We start from the raw sequence: 24326 nt of genomic DNA on the forward strand, positions 1-24326 counted from the left end.
GCCGGCCCTCGCGGGGTCAGGACTGTCCCAGAATTATCTCGAGCACCAGCTTGCTGCCAAAGTAGGCCAGCATTAACAGGACGAACCCGGCCAACGTCCAGCGAATGGCGGTGTAGCCACGCCATCCCAACTGGTGCCGTCCCCAGAGCAAGACACTGTATATGACCCAGGCGGCGAGGGAGAAAATGGATTTGTGGGCAAGGTGCTGGGCGAAAAGATCCTCCAGAAAGAGAAACCCTGACAGGATTGAGAGGGTCAGCACGATATAGCCCGCCCAGAGAATTTCAAATAGGAGTGCCTCCATGGTCTGAAGCGGAGGCAGCAGGCGAACCCGTCCGGTCGGGTGGCGGTGCTTGAGCTGATGATTTTGCCAGGCGAGTAATAGCGCCTGGAGCGTGGCGATGGTCAGTAGGCTATAAGCCAGGATGGAAAGCAGGACGTGGCTGGCCAGGGGATAATCCAGCAAGAGAGGTTGGCTTGCGGTCCTGGCCACCATGGAGACCACCACTCCGAGCGCGGAGAGCGGCAGCAGGAGAATAAACAAGTTATGAAGGGGCTTGCCCAGGCTGCTCACCAGCACGAGGGCATTGATTACCCAAATAAGCAACGATGAGACCCGGAAAAATCCCAGCTCAAGGCCTCCGCCAAGGTGTATAAGCTGCTGGAGCCCGAGACCGTGCACGACCAGCCCGGCAGCGACGGCAAAGAAGAGGCGCGGCCGGTCCGGTTCCTCCTCCTGGCGTAGCTTCCAGAGCAGATAGAGACCCGCCAGAAGATAGATGGCGGCTGCCAGGCTGTTTAGCAGCAGTGAGGCCATAATGTCAGGAAGTCCTTGCAGATTTACGTAGTTGGCTTAGAAGGCGCAGTGTGTCACAAGGCGCCCCCAAAGAGAAGCGGGAAGGCTTCTCATTCGCTTGGGCTGGAAGGCGGATTCGAGCCTCCCGGGTGGACCCGGGCCCCACCTTTGGGAGTATAATCGCGCTTTACACTGATCCGCTGTTGAGAGTAACCATGTTCGATACCTTAAGTGATCGTTTATCCGATTCGCTACGCCGGGTGACCGGTAAAGCGCGACTGACCGAGGACAACATCAAAGACACGCTGCGCGAGGTGCGCAAAGCGCTGCTGGAGGCAGACGTCGCTTTGCCCGTGGTAAAAGCTTTTGTTGCCCAAGTCCGCAGTAAGGCGCTGGGTCAGCAGATCAGCAAGGCACTGAACCCCGGTGAGCAATTCCTGAAGATAGTGCAGGACGAACTGGTGGATGTCATGGGCGCCGCCAACGAAAAGCTCGACCTGGCAGTCAAGCCTCCCGCGGTTATCCTGATGGCCGGCCTGCAAGGGGCGGGTAAAACCACCTCCGTTGCCAAGCTGGCCCGCTACCTGAGAGAGCGCGAGAAGAAAAAGGTGCTGGTGGTCAGCGCTGACGTCTACCGCCCGGCGGCCATCAAACAGCTCGAGACCCTCGCCGAAGAGGTCGGAGTCGACTTCTTCCCCTCTACCGCGGAGCAGAAGCCGGTGGATATTGCCGAGGCGGCTATCGCTCAGGGGCGTAAGCAGTTTGCCGATGTGGTGATTGTCGATACCGCGGGCCGGCTCCATATTGATGAAACCCTGATGGAGGAGATCCAGTCCCTGCACAAAGCGGTGGACCCGGCGGAAACCCTGTTCGTCATTGATGCCATGATCGGCCAGGATGCGGTGAATACCGCCAAGGCCTTCAACGACGCTCTCCCGCTGACGGGGGTAGTGCTTACCAAAGCTGACGGCGATGCCCGTGGTGGTGCCGCGCTGTCCGTGCGCCATGTGACCGGCAAGCCGATTAAGTTTCTGGGTACCGGCGAGAAGGTCGACGCCCTTGAGCCTTTCCACCCGGATCGAATTGCCTCGCGGATTCTCGGCATGGGCGACCTGATGTCGCTTATCGAGCAGGCCGAGCAGAAGATCGACAGAGCCAAAGCCGACAAGCTGGTGAAGAAGGTCAATAAGGGTCAGCGTTTTGACCTGGAGGACCTCAAGGATCAGCTTCAGCAGATGCAAAGCATGGGTGGCTTGGGCGCAATGATGGAAAAGCTGCCGGGCATGGGCAACATGGCCCAGATGGCGCAGCAGGGCAACATGACCAAGCAGTTCAAAGTGATGGAGACCATTATCGACTCCATGACGCCGTTTGAACGCCGTCACCCGGATTCGCTCAACGGCTCGCGCAAGCGCCGCATCACTCAGGGTTCCGGTACCCAAATTCAGGACCTGAACCGCCTGCTAAAGCAATACAAACAGATGTCTAAAATGATGAAAAAAATGAAAGGCGGCGGCATGAACAAGATGATGCGTGGCATGGGCGGCATGATGGGCGGCAGCGGTGGCATGCCCGGAGGTGGCGGTATGCCCGGCGGCGGTGGCGGTGGTCAATTGCCCCCCGGCTTTCGTCGCTAAGGCGTGCCGGTGCAAGTTCAATGGCAGTATTGGACGGGGGTCTTAGCGGCGACCCTCTTGGCCTTGCTGGCGGGCTGTCAGTCTGCCCCTGAACGGGAGAAGGAAAGCTTCCCCACGGCGGAGTCCCTTCAGGGGCACTGGCAGTTGACGGCGCTTCAGGGGGCGGAGGTTGCCGAGGGTAGTCGTGCGTTCATTGAGTTCTCAGAGCCGCCGCGCCTGACGGGCAACGGTGGCTGCAACCGGTTTTTTGGCGTTTATCGCTACCAGAAGCAGGCGCTGATTATCGAGTCGGCATTGGGCAGTACCAAGATGGCCTGCGCCCCTGAAGTAATGGTCCAAGAGCAACGGTTGTTTCAGCTGCTGCCCAAGGCGGTAACGGTACACAAACTCACCGAAAACCAACTGACATTTTATGCCTCTGACGGCGAAGAGCTGCTCCGCGTGGAGCGGATGCGGTAGGCGGCGGCGTGATTCCGTTTTTTGATACGTCCTACACCATTCGTCGCCCGCGCGAAGCCGTCTTTGAGCTCTTCTCTGACTTCTCTCGCTATCTTACCCAGTTGCCGGAGTTTCACGGCGCACGCTTGAGCGCCGAGCCCGGGCTTAACGGCGAAGGTAAAGTGTGGTGGGTGGATGTACCGGGAGAAGAGTACGGCTATCGAACGCGGGTGGAGGTGATCGAGTGCCATGCCCCGGAGCGCTTTGTCTATGAGTACCAATACACCACGCGCGTGAACCCCGACCCCCTACCAGCAGGTGAGGGCCCCATGCCTTGGCATCGGGCCCGAGTGGTTTTGACCTTTGACGAGCTGGAGCAAGGCACGCAGGTTCGAGCCCGAATGCATGTTTTTGGGGTCACCGGTTTTTTTCAGCGCTGGAAGGTCTCCACGTTAAAAACCGCTTGCGCCAGAACGCAGCACAATGCCAATGCCAATATGGTTCGTATCGCCGAAAATTTAATTCCTTCCGACACTGAACGGTAAACCTTAGGGGGAGTCGCAAGTCCCGGGCGTGTAACCCACGACTTCGGTTTTGCTACAAGCGCTACAGGCGTTGCCGAACGTTCGATAGGGGGTGGCATTCTGCCCTGGTGAAGGTTCGTTTTCGAGTTGGACTCCCTCGGGGGCGAAACCGCATACCGGATCATACTGTTGTGTGCAAACCTCCGGCCGTTTCTCTGGGCACTTCACTAGATTGGCCGGCGGTTGCGCGGTCTGTTTCTCGGCGGGTTGGCATCCCCATAAAAATGCGACACTCAAGAGCGCGAGTAACGGAACTCTCCGGCGCATGACCCCTCTCTTCACTAAAAGAACCTGAAAGAGACGGGCCTTCTTTCGGCGGGGGGCTGTGTTAACATTCATAAAATTGATCATAAGTATCGGGTATCACGGTGAAAAAACGTCCAATTTATATTCCCTTTGCGGGCCCGGCGCTTTTGGAGGCGCCGTTGTTGAATAAGGGTAGCGCATTCAGTACGCAGGAACGTCAGCAGTTTAATCTGGAAGGTCTGCTGCCGTACAGTATCGAAACCATTGAAGAGCAAGAAGCTCGTGCCTATGAGCAATTGTGCTCCTTTCATAGCGATATCGATAAACACATCTATCTGCGCAATATTCAGGACACCAACGAGACTCTGTATTACCGTTTGATCGTGGACCACCTGGAAGAGGTAATGCCCCTCATTTATACCCCCACCGTGGGCCAGGCCTGTCAGCAGTTTTCTAAAATTTATCGACGCAAGCGTGGCTTGTTCATTACCTACCCGGATCGCGAACGCATTGATGACATGCTGCAAAACGCGACCAAGCAAAAAGTCAAGGTGATCGTGGTCACCGACGGCGAACGTATCCTTGGATTAGGTGACCAAGGGATAGGCGGGATGGGAATCCCCATCGGGAAGCTGGCACTTTACACCGCCTGCGGCGGCATCAGTCCAGCCTATACGCTCCCGGTGGTCCTGGATGTGGGCTGTAATAATCAGAGCCTGATTAACGACCCAATGTATATGGGGTGGCGCCACGAGCGTATTACTGGCGAGGCTTATTACGACTTTGTAGAGGCATTTATCCAGGCGGTACAGGTGCGCTGGCCGGAGGCATTGATTCAGTTCGAAGATTTTGCCCAGGGCAATGCGACCCCGCTGTTGGAGCAATATAAAGACCGAGTCTGTTGCTTTAACGATGATATTCAGGGGACGGCGTCGGTGACCGTGGGAACGCTATTGGCCGCCTGCAAGGCCAAGGGTGAGGCACTCAAGGACCAGACGTTTGTGTTTGCCGGCGCGGGCTCGGCCGGTTGCGGCATCGCCGAGCAAATCATCGTGCTAATGTGTCAAGAGGGGTTGACTGAGCCACAGGCACGGCGCCGTATCTTTATGCTCAACCGCTCGGGGTTATTGCGAGAAGGGTCGCAAGGGATACGAAGTTTTCAAAAGCCGCTTTGCGTGCCGGACAAAACCCTGGCGGACTGGACCCTTGAAAACAGTAAGACGCCCGAGCAGGTGAGCTTGCTTGATGTGGTTATCAATGCGAAACCAACGGTGCTCGTGGGGGTCTCCGGTCAACCGGGCCTCTTTACCAAAGCCGTGATCGAGTCAATGCAGGCCAACTGTGAGCGGCCTGTGGTTCTGCCGCTGTCCAACCCCACTTCACAGGTGGAGGCGCAGCCAGTGGATATTTTGCGCTGGACCTCGGGCAAGGCGATCGTGGCCACGGGTAGTCCTTTTAAGCCGGTGGATATGGCGGGGCAGCGGCACGAAATTGCGCAGTGCAACAACAGTTATATCTTCCCTGGTGTCGGGTTGGGTGTGGTGGCATCAAACGCGACCAGAATCACGGACAAAATGATGGTCGCCGCCAGTCGCGCGCTCTCCGAGTGCTCGCCCATGGTCCAGACCGGTGTCGGCGCGCTCCTGCCGCCGCTGGGGGAGATTCGCTCAGTCAGCCGTCTCATCGCCCTGGCGGTCTTTAAGCAGGCTGTTGAAGACGAGGTGGCGATGTCGGTGTCAGAAGACATTATGAAACAGAAAATCGAACGCAACTTTTGGGAGCCAACGTATCGAGATTATCGCAGAACCTCCTTTTAAGCTGTTAAACTATCTGTAAAATTAACCGACGACCCTAAGTGAGGCAACTTCAATGGATTACGAGAGTGCAAAAGCCAGCATTTTGGCGAAACCCGAAGCGGTAGAACTGCACCCGGCGGGACCCGACGTCACTTCTTTCAAAGTGTGTCACAAACTTTTCGCGACCCTCGCCGAGGGCGAGGACGGTGTGCCCTATATCAACCTGAAGTGCGATCCTAACCGCGCTCAGGAGTTGCGCGACACCTACTCCGCGATTCAGCCGGGCCATCGAATGAACAAAGTTCACTGGAACACCATCATTCTCGATGGCAGCGTTCCCGATGACCTTATTCTGGAATTGATCGACCACTCTTTCGAGCGAGTGGTGGACAATCTTCCCACCCCGGACCAGGAGCGGCTTCTCAAGGGTTGATGCCCTTGAGGTGGGCGGCATCTCCATGATTCAGTGGGTATTCCTGTGACTCGAGCGTCGAGCCGGAGCGAGCGGGACCCCGAAGCGGTCGAGCTGGGCGCGCGCTTGCGCCAGGTTCGTGAGCTCAACGGCTTGTCGCAACGTGAGCTTGCGCGCCGGGCGGGTGTCACCAATAGCAACATCTCTTTGATCGAGCAGGGTCAGATCAGTCCCGCCGTCGGGTCTCTGGCCCGGTTGCTTGATGCTATCCCGATCTCCCTGGCACAGTTCTTTGCCCTCGATCCCAAGGCTCCCGAAGGGGGCATTGTCCGAGCCGGTTCCGCCGCTCGAACCGAGTGCCCGGATATAGGACTGACCATTGAATCCCTACCCGTCCCCGGGGGGCGTTCGCGGCTGCTTGAGCGATGCCATTTCGCGCCGGGGGCCGACACGGGCTCGGCTCCCAAGCGACTCCCCGCGGCCCGAGCCGGGTGGGTGATCTCGGGGAGCCTGGAATTGACCCTCGGCGTTCGCTGCTACACTCTGGACGAAGGCGACGGCTTCCACCTGCCCAAGGGGCAGCTGTTCCGCGCCCGAAACACCTCGTCAAAAGCGACAATCGTTATGATTACCAACGATCAACCGTGACGGCGGGGTTTGGACCAACGCTTCGATTCAACAAGAGATTGTGTATGTATCAGGGAAAAACATTGAAGCTGACCGGACTCGACGATGGCGTGGTCGAACTCACGTTCGACCTGGAAGGCGAGTCCGTCAACAAGTTTAGCCGGCAAACGGTAATCGAGCTCGAACAGGCGCTCGACCAACTTGCCTCAGACGACGCCGTAACCGGGCTGATCCTCACCAGCGCCAAACCGGCGTTGATGGTCGGCGCGGATATCACCGAATTTCAGAGTTTCTTCGCCGCCGGAGAGCAGGCGGTGCGGGACTATCTCGCTCAAAATAACCGGAACTTCTGTCGCCTTGAGGACCTGCCTTTTCCGGTGGTCATCGCCATCTCGGGCTATGCCCTCGGTGGCGGCATGGAGCTGTGCTTGGCGTGCGATTATCGAATCGCTACCGATGATGCCAAAATCGGCTTGCCCGAAACCACCCTCGGCATCATCCCCGGATGGGGCGGTACCGTTCGCCTGCCTCGGCTGGTAGGGGTTGATACCGCCGCAGAGTGGATTGCCAGCGGGCGGCAGTGGGACGCCAAGGCGGCGCTGAAAGCCGGGGCGGTCGATGCCATCGTGGTGGCCGACCAGCTTCGGGCCGCCGCTCTGCACACCGTGGCCGAATGTCTCGCCGGTCGGTTCGATTATCAGGCGCGCCGCCAGCAGAAAACCGCTCCACTGCGGCACAACCACGTGGAAGCAACCATGTCGTTTGAGACGGCCAAAAACGTGGTGGCCGCCCAGGCGGGTCGACATTACCCCGCGCCCGTCGCGGCGATTGATGTGATGAGGGAAGCCGCCGGCGAATCCCGGGATAAGGCGCTTGAGATTGAAGCGCGGACCTTTGCGCAGTTGGCTACCACGCCGGTAGCCCAGGCATTGGTGGGAATTTTCATCAACGACCAATTGCTGGGAAAGAAAGCAAAAGCCTGGCAGAAGCTCGACGACCAAGGGGTTAAACGGGCGGCTGTTCTGGGCGCCGGTATCATGGGGGGTGGGATTGCCTACCAATCGGCCTATAAAGGCGTGCCCATCAAAATGAAGGACATCGCCCAGAAAGGCCTGGATCAGGGCCTGGGCGAAGCGAACCGGCTGCTGTGCAAGCGCGTAGACAAGGGCAAAATGACCGCTAGGGCGATGGGCGAGGCGCTCAACCGTATCGAGCCGACCCTCGGTTACGACGGCTTTGACCAAGTCGACATGGTGGTGGAAGCGGTGGTGGAAAATGCCAAAGTTAAACGCTCGGTGCTGGCTGAAACCGAAGACAAGGTCACCGAGCATACGGTGCTCGCCTCCAATACCTCCACCATTTCCATAACGTCCCTGGCCGAAGCCCTTAAACGGCCAGAAAATTTCTGTGGCATGCACTTTTTCAATCCCGTCCATGCCATGCCGTTGGTGGAGGTTATCCGCGGTGAACAGACCTCGGATCACGCCATCGCACGTACCGTCTCTTATGCGAGCGCGCTCGGCAAAAAGCCGGTGGTGGTCAACGATTGCCCCGGCTTTCTCGTCAACCGGGTGCTGTTTCCCTATTTTGCCGGCTTTGCCATGCTGGTGCGCGACGGGGTCGACTACGAACACATTGACCGGGTAATGGAGCGCTGGGGCTGGCCGATGGGGCCGGCCTATTTGTTGGACGTTGTGGGGTTGGATACCGCCGTGCATGCCGAACAAGTGATGGCCGACGCCTATCCGGGCCGGCTTGCCCGGGACTATACCTCCTGTACGGAGCTGCTGTTCGACGCCGGTCGTCTTGGCCAGAAAAGCGGCGGTGGTTTCTACGATTATGAAGATGACAAGAAGGGGCGTCCGCAGAAAAAAACCAGTCAGCAGGCGCGCGAGATCCTGGGCGAGATGGCCAATGAATCCGTGACCGATGAAGAGATCCTCGCTCGAATGATGGTTCCCATGGTCACCGAACTGGTGCGGTGCCTGGACGAAGCGGTGGTTGAAACGCCAGCGGAGGCGGATATGGCCATGGTTTATGGCACGGGGTTCCCTCCGTTTCGAGGTGGGCCGCTACGCTGGGTCGATAGTCTCGGACCGGCTGAGCTCAAAGCCATGGCGGAGCCCTGGGCTTCACTGAGCCCCCTCTATCAACTGCCCCCGAGCCTGGTAGAGCGCGCTCGGACCAATACGTTGTTCTACACCGCTCCCGAGCAAGGAGGTGCGAAATGACACTGCATCACAGAGACGCGGTAATTGTGGATTACGCCCGGAGCGCCATGGGGCGCTCCAAGAACGGCTGCTTTCGCAACAGCCGGGCCGATGACATTTCCGCCACGCTCATTCAGGGCCTGCTTGCCCGCCACCCGGCGCTGGACCCGGCCGAAGTGGATGATTTCATTTGGGGTTGCGTGCTGCAGCGGGAGGAGCAGGCGTTCAACATCGCACGCAACGTCTGGCTGCGGGCCGGACTGCCTCATACCGTTCCGGCGCAAACGGTCAACCGCCTGTGCGGCTCCTCCATGGCCGCGTTGCACACCGCCACGGCGAATATTCGTTCGGGGCTTGGGGATGTCTACCTGATTGGTGGGGTTGAACATTTGGGGCACCTGCCCATGTATGAAGCGATCGATCCCAACCCCCGATTGGGGCTTTCGGTGGCCAAAGCTGCCGGAAACATGGGGGTTACCGCCGAATACTTGGCCCGGCTGCACGGCATTACCCGTCAGCAAATGGATGAATTTGGGGCCCGCTCCCACCACCGTGCGGCGGCTGCCCGGGAAAGAGGGAGTTTTGATCGGGAAATCATTCCGGTGCCCGGCCACGATGATCGGGGCTTTCCGTTAATGGTCGCCAGTGACGAGACGATCCGCCCCGACACCACAGTGGAAGGGTTAGGCCAATTGCGTCCGGTATTCGACCCCAAAAACGGGCAAGTAACCGCCGGCACCTCCTCACAGTTATCCGATGGCGCCTCGTCGATGCTGGTAATGTCGGCTGAACGCGCCCAGGCTCTGGGGCTGACCCCTATCGCGCGGGTCGTGTCTTTGGGGTTGGCGGGGGTTGACCCCTCAATCATGGGCTACGGCCCAGTACCCGCGACTCAAAAGGCACTGGATGGCGCCAACCTGACCATGGAGGACATCGAGTGTGTAGAGCTGAACGAGGCTTTTGCCGCGCAGTCGCTGCCCGTCCTGAAAGACCTGGGCATTTTGGATGATATGGACGAACGGGTTAACCTCAATGGCGGCGCCATTGCGCTGGGACACCCCTTTGGCTGCTCCGGAACCCGGATCACCGGCTCACTCCTGACCGCCATGGCGGAAAAGGATATGACCCTGGGCGTGGCGACCATGTGCATCGGGTTGGGGCAGGGGATCAGCACCGTGATTGAACGATTGGAGTAATAGGGGTCGATTTTCGCGCTGGTTCTGCTAGACTCTTTCGCCATCATAACCTTGTCACAAACAGGTGGTCTAATGATGGCGACCGGGCACGTAGGCAAAACAGAAACAATCGATAGAGTAGGCTCAAGCCGATGCCGGCAGGCATCGGCAAATGCCTTCTCGTACCCACTCCCGCTCATTGGTTCACCAGTGAGTGCCCTGTTATTGTTGCTCTGGGGTCTGCTGTCACTTGTATTCTCCGCCGGGGTTCTGGCGGATAATCCCGCACAGTCCCAGCCCCTCTTGTGGCGCGTTCAGACCTCCGAGCACTCCGTTCCCGTCTATTTGTTTGGTTCTCTTCACTTTGGTGATGACAGTTTTTATCCCTTGCCTTCCCCGGTGATTGAAGCCTACCAAACATCCGACTTGCTGGCCGTGGAGCTGGATGTATCAAACGTCGAGCCGCGGCGCATGCGCGCCACGCTGGACCGTCTGGGGCGCTATCCTTCCGGTGTAGAACTGTCTGAACGAATTGACGCCGAACTCTGGTCACAACTGACCCGGGCAAGCGAGCGTCTGGGTATGGATGCCGAGTCCATTGTCCATTTACGCCCTTGGCTGGCCGCGCTGCAGCTAGTGAACCTTCAGGTCGCACGCAGCAATTACCAGGCCGGGCAGGGCATCGACCGCTACTTCATGGATCTGGCCGCCAACACAAAGCCCGTGAAACCGCTGGAAACTCTGGAGCAGCAGCTGGCGCTCTTTGCCGGTATGACCGAAGAGGAGCAACGCGCGTTTCTGGAGCATACCCTTGCGGACTTGGAGGCCACCGGCCCCCAGTTGGATCGTATGGCGCAAGCTTGGCGGGAAGGGGATCAGGCCGACCTGGAAGCGGTCATTCTCGGTGCTTTCGATCGCCAGGACCCTTTCAGCCAGACGCTTTATGAACGGGTGTTCAAAACCCGCAACGAAGCCATGATAGGGGCGGTAAAGACCTACCTTGGCGAGCGGCAACAGGCCTTTGTCGTCGTTGGAATAGGGCACCTAATCGGTCGGGACGGATTGGTCGAGGGCTTGCGCCACTCGGGCTATTCCGTGGAGCGTCTCTAGTCCGCTTATTGAACCGTCCCGGAGCTTGTGGCACAATCTCTTGCCTTCGCAGGGGTGCGGCGTTTGATTTTTTAAAAAAATTATTGGAAATCAAACACTTGACGCACTCATGTGGCGGGCGCCACGCTTTTGATACAGAGCGGGCGCCCCGGAATTTGCGGTCGTGGTGGAATTGGTAGACACGCCAGATTTAGGTTCTGGTGCCGAAAGGTGTGAGAGTTCGAGTCTCTCCGACCGCACCACTTTACGATAACTCACTTGTCACCCTTAACGGCATTGGCCCCCCGATGCGAATAGCGTATAGAGGAAGAGAATGCAGGTTTCTATAGAGACAACATCCGGTCTGGAGCGTCGCCTCACGGTGGGAGTGCCCGCCGCCGAAGTAGATAGCGAAGTGCAGAAGCGCTTGCAGCAGGCCGCCAAGAACATTCGTATCAACGGCTTTCGCAAGGGCAAGGTCCCGATGAAGGTGGTGAAGCAGCGTTACGGCGCCGGTGTTCGTCAAGAGGTGCTGGGTGAGTTGATCAACCGCAGTTTCTATGAAGCGGTGCGCAAAGAGGACGTCAAACCCGCCGGTCAACCGTCCATCGAACCCAAAGAGTTCGGGGAAGGGAAAGACCTGGAGTACGTTGCGACCTTTGAAGTCTATCCCTCGGTTGAGCTGGATGACTTCTCGAAATTCGAAATTACCCGCTACAAGGCGGACGTTACCGCTGAAGATGTCGACAAAATGATCGACGTGCTGCGCGAGCACCAGGCCACCTGGAAAGAAGTAGACCGTGCGGCGGCCGAAGGTGACCAGGTCAACATTGACTTCGTCGGCACCCGCGACGGCGAAGAGTTCGAAGGGGGCAAGGCCGAAGGTCAAAATCTGGTGCTGGGCTCCGGCTCTATGATTCCCGGCTTCGAAGACGGATTGGTCGGGCTGAAGGCCGGGGACGAGAAAACGCTGAAGCTGACCTTCCCGGAAGACTACCAGTCTGAAGAGCTGCGCGGCGCTGAAGTTGAATTCAAGGTGAAGGTTAACAGTGTCTCCGAGAAAGAGTTGCCTGAGCTGGATAAAGACTTTTACGCCAAGTTTGGCGTGGAAAAGGGCGGTAAGCCCCAGTTCCGCAAAGAAGTCAAAGCCAATATGGCGCGTGAGCTGAAAAACGCCATCAAAACCAAGACCAAGACCCAGGTCATGGACGCGCTGATCGAAAACCACAAGCCAGAGCTTCCCCAAGCTTTGGTGGATAGCGAAATCGAAACCTTACGCAACCAGATGATGCAGCGTTTTGGTGGTCAGCAGCAAGATTTTGACGCCAAGTCACTGCTCCCGGACACCATGTTCCAGGAAGAGGCCGAGCGGCGTGTCGCCCTGGGTTTGATTGTGGGCGAAATCGTTAAGGCGAACGAAATCAAGGTTGACGACGAACGCGTCCGCGAGATGGTGGAAGACTTGGCATCCACCTACGAAGAGCCCGAGGCGGTAGTCAACTATTACTACCAGAACCGCGAGCTGCTCTCCGGAGTGGAATCCGCGGCGCTCGAAGACCAAGTTGTCGACCATATTCTGGGGCAGGCGAAGGTGACTGAAGAAAACAGCAGTTACGATGACATTGTCGCCAGCCAGAAACAGCAGTAAATTGTTTAAAAAGGCCACAAACTGCTTGTTTTGTGGCCAATCTTCCCGCCAAATTCGCCTGACGCTGGCATATCAGCGATTCTCAGGTTAAGCTTTCCCTACATTCTCCAGCGGCCCGGCCCAGAGGCCGGCCCGCCGCAGTTAACAAGGGACATAAAGAACCTATGTCGAACGAATACTCCAAACAGGTACCCGACGTTATGGCATCCGGCTTGATCCCCATGGTGGTGGAGCAGACCGCTCGCGGTGAGCGCTCCTATGACATCTATTCCCGCCTGCTCAAAGAGCGGGTAATTTTCCTGGTGGGGCAGGTCGAAGACCATATGGCCAACCTGGTAGTGGCACAGCTGCTATTTCTGGAGGCGGAAAATCCGGATAAGGATATTCACCTGTATATCAACTCTCCGGGCGGTTCCGTCACTGCGGGTATGGCAATTTACGACACCATGCAGTTCATCAAGCCCGATATCAGTACCATGTGTATTGGTCAGGCATGCAGCATGGGCTCCTTTTTGCTGGCCGCCGGCGCCGCGGGTAAGCGGTATTGCCTGCCCAACTCTCGGGTTATGATCCATCAGCCCAGCGGTGGTGCTCAGGGCCAGGCGTCGGATATTCATATCCAGGCTCGGGAAATTCTGAGTATACGCGAGCGCTTGAACCAACTGATGGCCCATCACACCGGCCAAAGCGTGGAACAGATCGCCCTCGATACCGAGCGTGATAACTTTATGAGCGCCGAGCGGTCCGTCGAGTACGGTCTGGTAGACAAGGTGGTCAGCCAGCGTGACGCGACCGAATAAGGTCATCCAAGTGGCGCTTTGAGCGTATAATCCATTAGCCGAAGGCGGTTTCTACCGCCTCCGGCTTGAAATTCCGGGGAAAAGGTTGCATCTTTACCCTAAAGCGTTTTGACGGAGTGGTTTAATGACCGATCACACCAACGACAATGGCGACAAAAACGGCAAACTGCTGTATTGCTCGTTTTGTGGTAAGAGCCAGCACGAAGTTCGCAAGTTGATCGCCGGGCCCTCGGTGTTCATTTGCGACGAGTGTGTCGACCTGTGCAACGACATCATCCGGGAGGAAATCCAGGAAGCGACGGCGGAAGGGCCTTCTGAGCACCTGCCCAAGCCCAGTGAGATTTCCGGGATCCTGGATGAATACGTCATCGGCCAGCAACGTGCCAAGAAGGTGCTGGCAGTGGCGGTTTATAACCACTACAAGCGATTGCGGGTCGGCGACAAGGGCAAGGACCCAATCGAACTCGGCAAGAGCAATATTTTGTTGGTGGGGCCCACGGGCAGTGGTAAAACCCTGCTGGCGGAAACCCTGGCCCGCCTACTTGACGTGCCGTTCACCATTGCCGATGCCACCACACTCACCGAGGCCGGTTATGTCGGTGAAGATGTGGAAAATATTATCCAAAAATTGCTGCAAAAATGTGACTACGATGTGGACAAGGCCCAGCAGGGCATCGTCTATATCGACGAAATCGACAAGATTTCCCGCAAGTCCGACAACCCCTCCATCACTCGAGACGTATCGGGCGAAGGGGTGCAGCAAGCATTGCTGAAGTTGATTGAAGGCACCGTGGCCTCCGTTCCCCCTCAGGGCGGGCGGAAGCACCCACAGCAGGAGTTCCTGCAAGTAGACACCGGGAACATCTTGTTCATTTGCGGTGGTGCCTTTGCGGGCCTGGACAAGGTCATTCGGGAGCGCTCGGAGAAGGGCGGTATCGGTTTCGGCGCGGAAGTAAAAAGCAAAGACGACAAACGCAAGTTTGGCGAGATTTTGCACCAGCTTGAGCCGGAAGATCTGGTCCAGTATGGCTTGATTCCCGAATTTGTCGGTCGTCTGCCGGTGATCGCCACGCTCGACGAGCTGGACAATGAAGCCCTGATCCAGATTTTGACCGAGCCGAAAAACTCGTTGACTAAGCAGTACCAGCGACTGTTCGAGATGGAAGGCGTCGATATCGACTTCCGCCGGGACGCCCTTGAAGCCGTGGCCCAAAAAGCCATGGATCGCAAAACCGGTGCTCGAGGTCTACGCTCTATTATGGAAGCGGTGCTGTTGGATACCATGTACCGTATTCCGTCAGAGGAGGGTGTCGTCAAAGTCATTGTGGACGATTCCGTAATCAAGGGGGAGTCAGAGCCCCTGTTGGTGTACGAACAAAGCGAGGCGCCGGCGAAAGTGGCCAAGGGCGACTGATAGCTGTTCCCTCAGTCGTGAAATTGACCGCAAAGGGCGCCTATAGAAGCGCTCTTTGCGGTTTTTTACTTTTAGAAACTTGTAATCCAGTGTCCAAACCCCAACCCTTAGGGGTAAGAGTCAGCCATTAGGCCTTCCAAATATGAGGACCGATTCGATGGATCAGCAAGAAACCCCCATCCCCACACAAGTCAGTGATATCCCTCTGTTGCCCCTGCGCGACGTAGTGGTATATCCCCACATGGTGATTCCGCTTTTCGTGGGCCGCGAGAAATCCATCGAGGCCCTGGAAAGCGCCATGTCCACCGATAAGCAAGTTCTGCTTGTGGCCCAGAAAAACCCCGGTGACGATGATCCGGGCGCCAAAGACCTGTATACAGTGGGCACTGTGGCGACCATTCTGCAGCTTCTGAAACTGCCCGACGGCACCGTGAAGGTATTGGTCGAAGGCGGCGAGCGGGCGGAAATCGATAACGTGGAAATCATTGAAAAGCATTTCCGCGCCCGAGTTAATTTGCTGGAAGAAGACAGCATGACTGGCCATCAGGCCGACGCCCTAATCAATTCCACCGTCAGTCAGTTCGAGCAGTACGTAAACCTGAGTAAAAAGGTGCCCTCGGAAGTGATGACCTCTCTGAGTGGCATCGACGATCCGGGCCGTCTGGCGGATACCGTCGCCGCTCACATGACGCTCGAGCTTGGGCAAAAGCAGGCCATACTTGAGATGGTTTCGGTTCGAGAGCGCATTGAACATTTGCTGGGCCTGATGGAAGCGGAAATCGACCTCTTTCAGGTCGAGAAGAAAATTCGCGGCCGCGTTAAACAGCAAATGGAAAAAAGTCAGCGCGAGTACTATTTGAATGAGCAAATGAAGGCCATTCAAAAAGAGCTCGGCGACATGGGCGATGAAGGTAATGAAGCCGATGAGCTCGAGCAGAAGATCGAGCAGTCCGGCATGCCCAAGGAAGCCGAGGAGAAAACGCGAGCTGAGCTCAACAAATTGAAGATGATGTCTCCCATGTCCGCAGAGGCTTCGGTTGTTCGGGCTTATATCGACTGGATGGTGAAGGTCCCCTGGAAGAAGCGCAGCAAGGTTCGTCATGATCTTCAGCGCGCCGAAGAGGTGTTGGAAAAAGACCACTTCGGTCTCGAAGAGGTAAAGGAGCGCATCCTAGAGTATCTCGCCGTGCAACAGCGGGTGAAGAAGATTAAGGGCCCCATTCTTTGTCTGGTAGGTCCGCCGGGGGTTGGTAAAACTTCCTTGGGCGAATCCATTGCCCGGGCCACCAACCGCAAATTTATTCGCATGGCACTCGGTGGCGTGCGGGATGAAGCGGAAATTCGCGGGCATCGTCGAACCTACATCGGTTCATTGCCGGGCAAACTTGTCCAAAAAATGGCCAAGATCGGGGTAAAAAACCCACTGTTTTTGTTAGACGAAGTGGACAAGATGGGCATGGACAACCGAGGGGATCCCGCATCCGCTCTACTGGAAGTGCTCGATCCTGAACAAAACAACCACTTCAACGATCACTATCTGGAAGTGGATTACGATCTGTCCGATGTGATGTTTGTGTGCACCTCCAACTCCATGAACATCCCTGGGCCTTTGCTCGACCGGATGGAGGTGATCCGCATCCCCGGTTATACCGAGGATGAGAAGCTGAATATTGCTTTGCGCTATTTGCTCCCGAAGCAAATGAAAGCCAACGGTCTGAAAAAGGACGAGCTCAAGCTGGAAGATGAAGCCATCAAGGATATCGTGCGCTACTACACCCGGGAGGCGGGCGTGCGCAGCCTGGAGCGGGAAATCGCCAAGATTTGCCGCAAGGTGGTGACTCGCCACATTAAGGACAAGAAGGTTCGCGAAGACATTGTCGACTCGTCAGTGATCGAGGATTATCTGGGCGTACGCAAGTTCGACTTCGGGCGCGCGGAAGAAACCAACCAAGTGGGTCAGGTCACCGGTTTGGCCTGGACTCAAGTCGGTGGCGAACTGTTGAGCATTGAATCCTCCGCCGTAAAAGGTAAGGGTCGGGTCATTAAGACCGGCTCCTTGGGCGATGTAATGCAGGAGTCCATTCAGGCGGCGCTTACAGTGGTACGCTCGCGTGCACAAGTCCTGGGCATTGCGCCGGACTATCACGAGAAAATGGATGTGCATATTCACGTTCCCGAAGGCGCCACGCCCAAAGATGGGCCAAGCGCGGGTATTGCGATGTGCACCGCCTTGGTGTCTGTACTCACCAGCATCCCGGTTCGCTCGGAAGTGGCCATGACCGGGGAAATTACCCTTCGCGGTGAAGTGTTGCGCATCGGGGGGCTCAAAGAAAAACTGTTGGCTGCTCACAGAGGCGGGGTCAAAACCGTCATTATCCCTTCGGAAAATGAGCGGGACCTTAAAGAAATCCCCGATAACATTAAGGAAGACCTCGAAATTAAACCGGTTCAGTGGATTGACGACGTACTGCAAATTGCCTTGCAAAGCATGCCTAAGCCACTCTCGGATGAAGAGTATAAGGCGCTTGAAAAGAAGGCTGAGCAGGACGATTCGGCCAAGCGAATCAGTACCCACTGATACATTTGAAGGATTTTTGAGGTTTCTAAAGGTAACAGTCTGGCCACTCAACCGAGTGGCCAGCTGGTAACAAAGGGCCTTGACAAGCGGCTTTTTTTGGGCGGAATGGTCAAATAACGTTCAACTCGGGAAGTAATCTCACAAAGCACGCATCGTCTTCTTGACCCGCCCCATCTGCCTTGGTATAAATCGCAGTTCATTCGCCAAGCAGGCGGCACGGGGGGCGAATAGCTGTCCAAGCCCGGCTACTGTTCAGGCCAGTGTATGTGCCTGAGTTCAATGGTGGTATGTCCTGAGTTCAACGGACTGGGCCTGAATAGGTCTGCCCGAGTTCTTGAGGTTGCCTGAGACTAGGTATTGAACAGTAGACCTGCGCCATCGATTTCTGAAGCAAATAATCAAAAGGGGTTAAGTGTGAACAAATCCGAGCTGATTGAAGCCATCGCCGCATCTGCGGACATTCCAAAAGCTGCTGCCGGCCGTGCGCTCGACGCAATGGTTGACAACGTAACTGGTGCTCTGAAGAAGGGCGATCAGGTTGTGCTGGTGGGTTTTGGTACTTTCTCTGTGAAGGAGCGTGCCGCACGTACCGGCCGCAACCCACAGACAGGCGCCGAGATTCAAATCGCCGCTGCCAAGGTACCGAGTTTCAAAGCGGGTAAAGCACTGAAAGACGCTGTAAACTAAGCGTTTGGCGCGCCTTCCGCGCGTTTCAGTGGTGATCAGAGACGAATGTCGTAGGCACCCATCAAGTCTTGAGTGGTTGCTCTAACCCGACGTATTAGTCCTGGCAGAATGAAGAGGCGCATCTCACAAGGTGCGCCTTTTCTTTATTCAACAAATACTTGGTTCGGTTTCAGCACTGAACATTATGATAAAAAGCGCCCCTTGGATATGGTCGTCCCAAAGGGTTCACGATTAGGAGCAGACAATGCTGCAGACGATTCGCGATAACTCAAAAGGTGTAGTGGCCGGTATTCTGGTCGGCTTCCTGGTTATTATTTTCGCTCTGTCGGGAGCCGAGGCACTGTTTTCCGGCAGCACTCAATCCCCAGAAGTGGCCACGGTTGAAGGTGAGGCGATCACCGAAACCCAGGTTGCGCGAGAAATTCATCGGCAACGTCAACAGATTTTGAGCGAGTATGGCGACTCCGTGCCCTCCGAATTTGTCAGTGACGAGCGCCTGCGTGAGCCCGCCGTCAATAACCTGGTACAGCGCCAAATCCTGGTACAGCACGCCCGCGACCGGGGGATGGCCGTAAGCGAGCAGACACTGGACCAGATGATAGTCAGCAACCCCCAGTTCGCCGGCGATGACGGCAAATTTGATTCCAACCGCTATCAGCAAGTGCTTCGCTCTTCCGGCTTCACGCCCGCACAGTACAAACAGGTCTTGCGGCAGGAGTTGCTGCTGAATCAATTGGCGATGGGGGTTGGCAATAGTGGGTTCGTCACCCAGGATGAGCTGGAGCGTTTCGCGGCGTTGAACTATCAAACCCGGGACTTCTCTTATACGACCCTGACGCAAGAGCGCGTTGCCGATGATGTTGAAATCACCGAGTCGGACATCGAAGCTTATTACAATGGCAATCAACAGCAGTTTCGCCAGCCCGAACAGGTGGCCGTTGATTATATTGACCTGAGTGTCGAGTCCTTGATGGACCAAATTGAGATCGACGAGTCGACGCTGCGAGATCAGTTCGAGGAAAACCAGGCCGCCCGTGACTCTCGCCCCGTGGAAGTTCGGGTGGCTCATATCCTGTTTGAGGACGGCGCCGACGAAGAGATAAACGAAGTGCAGAAGGCACTTGCTTCAGGTGAAGACTTCGCCGAGTTGGCAAGCGAGCACTCTGATGACCTGGGCTCTAAAGGGCAGGGGGGTGAGCTGGGCTTTATCACTGAAGACGGATTCCCCGAGCCGTTCGTCGCCGCTGCAAAATCCTTGGAAGAGGGGGAAGTTTCCGAACCGGTCGAGACCGATGCGGGGGTTCACCTGATCAAGGTTTTGGAGAAGCGCGGGAATGAAGAGGTCACCTTTGAAGACGCCCGCGACCGTATCGCTCGTCAGCTGAAGCGTGTTGAGGCGGAAAATGAGTTTGTTACTCTGATGGAGCGCCTCGGCGAGCTATCCTACAACGCCGAGAGCTTGGAGCCGGTGGCGGAAGAGCTGGGCTTGGACGTTGAAAATACGGGGCTGTTCACCCGCAATGGTGGGCCGGGTATTGCCTCTGAGGCGGCGGTAACGGAAGCGGCCTTTTCCGAGGAAGTGTTGGAGCGCGGCAATAGCAGTGATGTGATTGAGCTGGCCTCGGATCGAGTGGTCGTGTTGAAGAAGACAGACTACGAAGAGGCTTATGTTAAGCCTTTGGATGAGGTGAGGGATCAGATCGCCAATCAGCTGCGCCAGGAGCGTATCCGTAGCCTGCTGGCTGAACGTGGCGAGGCGCTGCGGGAGGCGCTTGAGCAGGGGCAGTCTTTGGAGGCGTTGGCTGAGGAGAATGATCTTGAGGTGAATACGGTTGAGGATGCTCAGCGTAATGAGGCGGATGTTCCTCGGGCATTGTCGAACCATGTGTTTTCGTTGCCTGCCCCTGAGGGTGCGGAGCCGGTTGTCAGCGGCGTTGCCACCGGTAGTGGTTATGCGCTGGTGAGCCTCTCTGAGGTGACGCCGGGTTCTTGGTCTTCTTTGAGTGAGGAGCAGCAGCGGTCTTTGCGTCGCAATCTGGCTCGTATGCAGGGTGAGCAGGAGTATACGGCTTATCGTACGCAGCTAAGAACGCAGGCCGATATCGAGCAGTAAGCAGCCGATATAACGCCATAAAAAAACCCGCTTTCGAGCGGGTTTTTTTATGGCTGTTGTCTTAGTTCATGGTGCTAGTTAGTTGAGTTCCGGCAAGGGAGAGGGTGGGTACTTCGGGGACCCGCCGTAAACCCATCCATGGGGGCTACAAATAAGGAACTAAAGCCATACCCCATGATTGAGTGATGGCTCTAATAACCACCATTCTCCGTCACATCCACAAACAGCGTCAGTGACTGGCCGGGGTGGATGTAGCTTGAGGGTGATACCTGGTTCCAGCGCAGGATATCCTTAACGGAAAGGTTAAAATGACTGGCGATACGCGCCAGAGAATCCCCCTTGCGCACCCGGTAGCTGACCTTGCGAACCACCGACCGGTTATCGGATTGCGCCGTGGTCAAGTCCTCCTGCTCCGTCCAGATGACCAGATTTTGCCCGGGCATCAGCGTATCGCCCGGAGCCATTCCATTCCAGTTTGTCAGCGCGCCGACCGTAATGCCGTGGCGCTTGGCAATGGTCCAGAAGCTGTCGCCGGGGCGGACTTTATAATCGACCCGAGAGCTTCCCTCGGCGCCTTTGGAGTTATCCTGGACGCGTTCTCGGCGCTGGTCGGCGCTGAAAGCATACCGGTCAGAAGGGTGTTTGGCCGTGGGAATCATCAACGTCTGCCCGACGCGAATGATATTACTGGAAAGTTCGTTCACCCGCTTAATGTTGTCAACGCTGGTTCGATGCCGGCGGGCGATGGTGATGAGAGAGTCCCCTGAGGCCACGCGGTAACGGCGCCAGCCGATACGCTCGTCGGCGTCGATGTTGGCCAGCCGGGTGCGAAACGCTTCTTCGTGGTCTACAGGAACCAACAGCTGGTGGGGGCCATCCGGGTCGGTGGCCCAGCGGTTGTAGCCAGCGTTCAGCATGTAGAGTTCGTCGAGATCGAGTTGGGCGAGTTCCGCCGCCTGGGCCAGATCAATCTGGGACTCGACATCCACGATACTGAAATAAGGCTCGTCCGGGATTGGCTTCAAGGCCAGATCAAACTGCTCGGGGTTCTTTACGATCCGGGACAACGCGAGTAGCTGCGGGACATAGGCCTGGGTCTCGCGCGGCAAGCGCAGAGACCAGAAGTCCGTGGGTTTGCCCTGGCGCTCATTGGCACGCATGCGGCGCATGACATTGCCCTGGCCGGTGTTGTATGAGGCGAGGGCCAGCAGCCAGTCACCGTCAAACAGCTCGTTCAGGTACTTTAAGTAGCGGATCGCTGCGTCGGTGGAGGCTACGATATCCCGGCGCCCGTCGTACCACCAGTTCTGTTTCAGGCCATATTGGCGTCCAGTGGCGGGCACAAACTGCCAGATGCCCGAGGCACGGCCGTGGGAGTAGGCAAACGGATCAAAAGCGCTTTCGACGATGGGCAGCAAAGCCAGCTCGGTGGGCAGCCCTTCCTCTTCCAAACGCGTGATAATGTAATGCAGGTACCGGTGGCCGCGCTCCATGACCCGCTCCATATAATGCGGGTGTTTGCCGTACCACTTCAGGTAGGTATCGACGCGCGGGTGGTCGATTTCGGGCAACGCATAGCCCTCGCGCAGCCGCGGCCACAGGTTGCCCCGGTCAGATACCGCAAACTCAGCGTGTTTTTCTTCATCTCGAGTACACAGGGCTTCATCGACCACCAGAGAGGCGCTCTGCGCCAGTTTCAGCGGTTGGTCGAGGTTGGGGTCGGACGACGTCTGCGTTTGACAACCACTGAGAGTCATCAGGCCGACAGCGAGGGCGATTGGGCGCTTGAATCGATTCATTGAATACCGGTGTACTGGTCTAATGAGGCCCGACGTCGTATCGCCAGGCGTGGATTTTTGCGATTCTAGGGAGTCCCCGATAGGGCGTCAAGGATTGCATTCAGACTTTGCGAACCGCCCGTTAGAATCGCTAACGAAAGCCATCTCTACGCCGGCGCAGTTCGGCAAACACCTCGACGGCATTCGCTGTTTCGCCAAGCCCCAGGGCTTGACGAACGTTCGGGGCCTCGGTGCGCAGGAAAGGGTTGGTAAGGCGTTCCGCAGTCAGTTCCGTAGGCAGGGTGGGGGCCCCTCGGGCTCGGCACTGCTCCACCTCGGACAGGCGTTCAGCGACGGCCGTGTTGGATGGATCGACGCTCCGGGCAAAGCGCAGATTAATATGGGTGTACTCGTGGGCACAATAAATTCGGGTCTCCGGCGGTAGAGCATTAAGCTTGCGGAGCGAATTTAGGGCTTGATCGGGGGTGCCCTCAAACAGGCGCCCACAACCTGCGGCGAAGAGTGCATCGCCGCAGAATACCCTAGGCGGCTCTCCCTGAGTCTGTGGTGCTTGAAAGTAGGCTAGGTGGTCCAGGGTGTGGCCCGGCACCGCGTGGACGGACAGGGTCAGCCCGGGGAGGTTCAGACGGTCGCCTTCGGTGAGTCGGTGCGTCACCTGCGGGACAGAGGCGGGGCCGTAGACCGGCACCGGGTGTTTTGCCAGCAAGCCGTCGAGGCCGTCGGTGTGATCCCAGTGATGGTGGGTGATTAAAATGGCCTTGAGGGTCAGAGAGCGCTCTTCCAGAGCCGATAGTGCCGGAGCCGCGTCGCCCGGATCGACCAAGTAGACGTCCTGCTCATGGGCGTCGGCGGCGTCTCCGACGGGTAACAACCAGATATAGTTAGTATCGAGGGCGGGAATCGCAATGGGTTCTAGCATGCCAACTCCTGACTTGGGACGCGAGTGGAGTATACTCACACCATACCTGAATTCTTCTCAATCGCCGAACAGTGGTTAATTATGGCGTCATCGAAACAGTTGCATCGATTCCGCGCCTGGAGGCGGCGTCGGTTCGGAGTGCCCGGGCTTCAGCGTTCGAGCCCGGAGTTATCAGCGTGGTTCCAAACACCGCTGGGCAGCGCTGTCCTCGGCGAAGAGAAGCGCTGCCTTGATGAGCAACTGGAGGACCTTTTCGGCTACCATCTGCTGCAGATGGGCATTGATCCAAGTATCGATGTTAGCGGCGGCAGTCGCATCACCCATCGCGTCACGGTGGCTCATCAGGCGCACCAACAAGCCGTGCTTTCCCCTCTGGTGGCTGATCACCGTCAACTTCCGCTGCCGCCGGAGTCAGTGGACTTGGTGGTTATCCACCATCTGCTGGACTACAGCCAAGCCCCCCACCAGCTATTGCGCGAAGCCCAGCGCGTGCTGATCCCTCGGGGGCATTTGATCATAGTGGGGTTTAACCCTGCCAGCGTCTTTGGGTTGGTTCGGTGGGTGGCCCGTTGGTTTAGTGATCGTGCCTTGTGGCGTCACCAGGCGCTGCGCCTGGGTCGGTTGCTGGACTGGCTACAACTGCTGGACCTGGAGCCGGACCAGGTTCGGGGGGGCTTCTTTCGCCCGCCCGTGACCTCTCCGGGCTCGTTACGGCGTTTGCATTGGCTCGAGCGCTGGGGTAAAAAGCTGCGCTGGCCGAGCGGTGCCTTTTATTTGGTGGTGGCCTGTAAGGAAGTGGGCGGCACCGTGCCGGTGAAACCTCAGTGGCAGGCGCCCGAAAAGCCGGTACCCGGATTCGGTGCCAGCCCGTTAAGACGAAACAAAAAACAGTAAAATCAACAAGATACCGGAGAAAGCTTGAAAAAAATTGAAGTGTTTACAGACGGTGCCTGCCGGGGCAACCCCGGGCCGGGTGGTTGGGGCGCGCTGCTGCGCTTCAATGGTAGGGAGCGGCACCTGCATGGCGGAGAAGCGCAAACCACCAACAACCGAATGGAGCTCAAGGCCGCTATCGAAGCGCTGACGGCACTCAAAGAGCCCTGTGAGGTGGCGTTGACCACTGACTCCCAGTACGTGCGCAAGGGGATCAATGAGTGGATGGCGGGCTGGAAGCGCAACGGTTGGAAAACCGCTGCCAAGAAGCCGGTCAAAAACCGGGACCTGTGGCAGGCACTGGATGAGCTGGCTCAGCGGCATACCATTGAATGGCACTGGGTGAAAGGGCACAGTGGTCACCGGGAAAATGAGATTGCCGATGAGTTGGCGAATCTCGGTATTGACGAAATGAGGGGTTAATG

At 57.1% G+C, this 24326-nt stretch carries 20 protein-coding genes and 1 tRNA gene; 18 read left to right on the plus strand and 3 right to left on the minus strand.

Annotated features, from left to right (window positions below; genetic code table 11):
• Window positions 1-16 precede the first annotated feature (16 nt).
• Entirely contained in the window at window positions 17-817 is an 801-nt protein-coding gene (locus AAE514_RS01560; RefSeq protein WP_347329724.1) for a cytochrome C assembly family protein, read from the minus strand.
• A gap of 194 nt (window positions 818-1011) precedes the next feature.
• Between AAE514_RS01560 and ffh the strand changes: the two genes are divergently transcribed.
• The 16 genes from ffh to AAE514_RS01640 all read left to right on the plus strand — a co-directional run bounded on the left by ffh (window position 1012) and on the right by AAE514_RS01640 (window position 20250).
• The gene (gene ffh, locus AAE514_RS01565) at window positions 1012-2433 is read left to right on the plus strand and encodes a signal recognition particle protein (protein WP_347329725.1); all 1422 of its coding nucleotides are present in this window, start codon (window positions 1012-1014) and stop codon (window positions 2431-2433) included.
• Between the two features lie 9 nt (window positions 2434-2442).
• Window positions 2443-2892, plus strand: a complete 450-nt coding sequence (locus AAE514_RS01570) for an META domain-containing protein (protein WP_347329726.1) — start codon at window positions 2443-2445, stop codon at window positions 2890-2892.
• 8 nt (window positions 2893-2900) lie between these two features.
• Window positions 2901-3416 (plus strand): SRPBCC family protein, encoded by a 516-nt coding sequence (locus tag AAE514_RS01575; RefSeq protein WP_347329727.1) that lies wholly within the window; start codon window positions 2901-2903, stop codon window positions 3414-3416.
• A gap of 407 nt (window positions 3417-3823) precedes the next feature.
• Window positions 3824-5518, plus strand: a complete 1695-nt coding sequence (locus AAE514_RS01580; protein WP_347329728.1) for an NAD-dependent malic enzyme — start codon at window positions 3824-3826, stop codon at window positions 5516-5518.
• Window positions 5519-5570: 52 nt separating this feature from the next.
• Window positions 5571-5930: an MmcQ/YjbR family DNA-binding protein gene (locus AAE514_RS01585; RefSeq protein WP_347329729.1), complete on the plus strand. Its 360-nt coding sequence runs from the start codon at window positions 5571-5573 to the stop codon at window positions 5928-5930.
• 45 nt (window positions 5931-5975) lie between these two features.
• Window positions 5976-6557, plus strand: a complete 582-nt coding sequence (locus tag AAE514_RS01590) for a helix-turn-helix domain-containing protein (RefSeq protein WP_347329730.1) — start codon at window positions 5976-5978, stop codon at window positions 6555-6557.
• Between the two features lie 44 nt (window positions 6558-6601).
• Window positions 6602-8767 (plus strand): fatty acid oxidation complex subunit alpha FadB, encoded by a 2166-nt coding sequence (fadB, locus tag AAE514_RS01595; protein WP_347329731.1) that lies wholly within the window; start codon window positions 6602-6604, stop codon window positions 8765-8767.
• The gene (gene fadA, locus AAE514_RS01600) at window positions 8764-9942 is read left to right on the plus strand and encodes an acetyl-CoA C-acyltransferase FadA (RefSeq protein WP_347329732.1); all 1179 of its coding nucleotides are present in this window, start codon (window positions 8764-8766) and stop codon (window positions 9940-9942) included. Before fadB ends, fadA begins: the two co-directional genes overlap by 4 nt.
• Window positions 9943-10131: 189 nt before the next feature.
• Entirely contained in the window at window positions 10132-11031 is a 900-nt protein-coding gene (locus AAE514_RS01605; protein WP_347329733.1) for a TraB/GumN family protein, read from the plus strand.
• 157 nt (window positions 11032-11188) lie between these two features.
• Window positions 11189-11273: transfer RNA gene (locus AAE514_RS01610), tRNA-Leu, on the plus strand.
• A 71-nt stretch (window positions 11274-11344) separates the two neighbouring features.
• The gene (tig, locus tag AAE514_RS01615) at window positions 11345-12658 is read left to right on the plus strand and encodes a trigger factor (protein WP_347329734.1); all 1314 of its coding nucleotides are present in this window, start codon (window positions 11345-11347) and stop codon (window positions 12656-12658) included.
• Between the two features lie 164 nt (window positions 12659-12822).
• Window positions 12823-13458, plus strand: a complete 636-nt coding sequence (gene clpP, locus AAE514_RS01620) for an ATP-dependent Clp endopeptidase proteolytic subunit ClpP (protein ID WP_347329735.1) — start codon at window positions 12823-12825, stop codon at window positions 13456-13458.
• 124 nt (window positions 13459-13582) lie between these two features.
• The gene (clpX, locus tag AAE514_RS01625; RefSeq protein ID WP_347329736.1) at window positions 13583-14872 is read left to right on the plus strand and encodes an ATP-dependent Clp protease ATP-binding subunit ClpX; all 1290 of its coding nucleotides are present in this window, start codon (window positions 13583-13585) and stop codon (window positions 14870-14872) included.
• Window positions 14873-15029: 157 nt separating this feature from the next.
• Window positions 15030-17450: an endopeptidase La gene (gene lon / locus AAE514_RS01630; protein WP_347329737.1), complete on the plus strand. Its 2421-nt coding sequence runs from the start codon at window positions 15030-15032 to the stop codon at window positions 17448-17450.
• Window positions 17451-17831: 381 nt separating this feature from the next.
• Window positions 17832-18137: an HU family DNA-binding protein gene (locus AAE514_RS01635; protein ID WP_347329787.1), complete on the plus strand. Its 306-nt coding sequence runs from the start codon at window positions 17832-17834 to the stop codon at window positions 18135-18137.
• Window positions 18138-18381: 244 nt separating this feature from the next.
• Window positions 18382-20250, plus strand: coding sequence for a SurA N-terminal domain-containing protein (locus tag AAE514_RS01640; RefSeq protein ID WP_347329738.1), 1869 nt, complete (start codon window positions 18382-18384; stop codon window positions 20248-20250).
• Window positions 20251-20441: 191 nt separating this feature from the next.
• Here the strand turns inward: AAE514_RS01640 and AAE514_RS01645 are convergent, their stop codons facing one another.
• A complete protein-coding gene (locus AAE514_RS01645; protein ID WP_347329739.1) occupies window positions 20442-22049 on the minus strand; it encodes a lytic transglycosylase in 1608 nt (535 codons plus the stop codon).
• A gap of 130 nt (window positions 22050-22179) precedes the next feature.
• Window positions 22180-22968, minus strand: coding sequence for a hydroxyacylglutathione hydrolase (gene gloB, locus AAE514_RS01650; protein ID WP_347329740.1), 789 nt, complete (start codon window positions 22966-22968; stop codon window positions 22180-22182).
• 81 nt (window positions 22969-23049) lie between these two features.
• Between gloB and AAE514_RS01655 the strand changes: the two genes are divergently transcribed.
• A complete protein-coding gene (locus AAE514_RS01655) occupies window positions 23050-23862 on the plus strand; it encodes a class I SAM-dependent methyltransferase (protein ID WP_347329741.1) in 813 nt (270 codons plus the stop codon).
• Window positions 23863-23886: 24 nt separating this feature from the next.
• The gene (gene rnhA / locus AAE514_RS01660; protein WP_347329742.1) at window positions 23887-24324 is read left to right on the plus strand and encodes a ribonuclease HI; all 438 of its coding nucleotides are present in this window, start codon (window positions 23887-23889) and stop codon (window positions 24322-24324) included.
• Window positions 24325-24326 lie beyond the last annotated feature (2 nt).

The organism is Marinimicrobium locisalis (genome assembly GCF_039822625.1).
Lineage (GTDB): Bacteria > Pseudomonadota > Gammaproteobacteria > Pseudomonadales > Cellvibrionaceae > Marinimicrobium > Marinimicrobium locisalis.

What these genes read in the sequence shown, in the direction of transcription:
- AAE514_RS01560 (WP_347329724.1), bottom strand. Translation starts at nt 817, where the DNA reads ATGGCCTCACTGCTGCTAAACAGCCTGGCAGCCGCCATCTATCTTCTG.
- ffh (WP_347329725.1), top strand. Translation starts at nt 1,012, where the DNA reads ATGTTCGATACCTTAAGTGATCGTTTATCCGATTCGCTACGCCGGGTG.
- AAE514_RS01585 (WP_347329729.1), top strand. Translation starts at nt 5,571, where the DNA reads ATGGATTACGAGAGTGCAAAAGCCAGCATTTTGGCGAAACCCGAAGCG.
- fadB (WP_347329731.1), top strand. Translation starts at nt 6,602, where the DNA reads ATGTATCAGGGAAAAACATTGAAGCTGACCGGACTCGACGATGGCGTG.
- fadA (WP_347329732.1), top strand. Translation starts at nt 8,764, where the DNA reads ATGACACTGCATCACAGAGACGCGGTAATTGTGGATTACGCCCGGAGC.
- tig (WP_347329734.1), top strand. Translation starts at nt 11,345, where the DNA reads ATGCAGGTTTCTATAGAGACAACATCCGGTCTGGAGCGTCGCCTCACG.
- clpP (WP_347329735.1), top strand. Translation starts at nt 12,823, where the DNA reads ATGTCGAACGAATACTCCAAACAGGTACCCGACGTTATGGCATCCGGC.
- clpX (WP_347329736.1), top strand. Translation starts at nt 13,583, where the DNA reads ATGACCGATCACACCAACGACAATGGCGACAAAAACGGCAAACTGCTG.
- lon (WP_347329737.1), top strand. Translation starts at nt 15,030, where the DNA reads ATGGATCAGCAAGAAACCCCCATCCCCACACAAGTCAGTGATATCCCT.
- AAE514_RS01640 (WP_347329738.1), top strand. Translation starts at nt 18,382, where the DNA reads ATGCTGCAGACGATTCGCGATAACTCAAAAGGTGTAGTGGCCGGTATT.
- AAE514_RS01645 (WP_347329739.1), bottom strand. Translation starts at nt 22,049, where the DNA reads ATGAATCGATTCAAGCGCCCAATCGCCCTCGCTGTCGGCCTGATGACT.
- gloB (WP_347329740.1), bottom strand. Translation starts at nt 22,968, where the DNA reads ATGCTAGAACCCATTGCGATTCCCGCCCTCGATACTAACTATATCTGG.
- AAE514_RS01655 (WP_347329741.1), top strand. Translation starts at nt 23,050, where the DNA reads ATGGCGTCATCGAAACAGTTGCATCGATTCCGCGCCTGGAGGCGGCGT.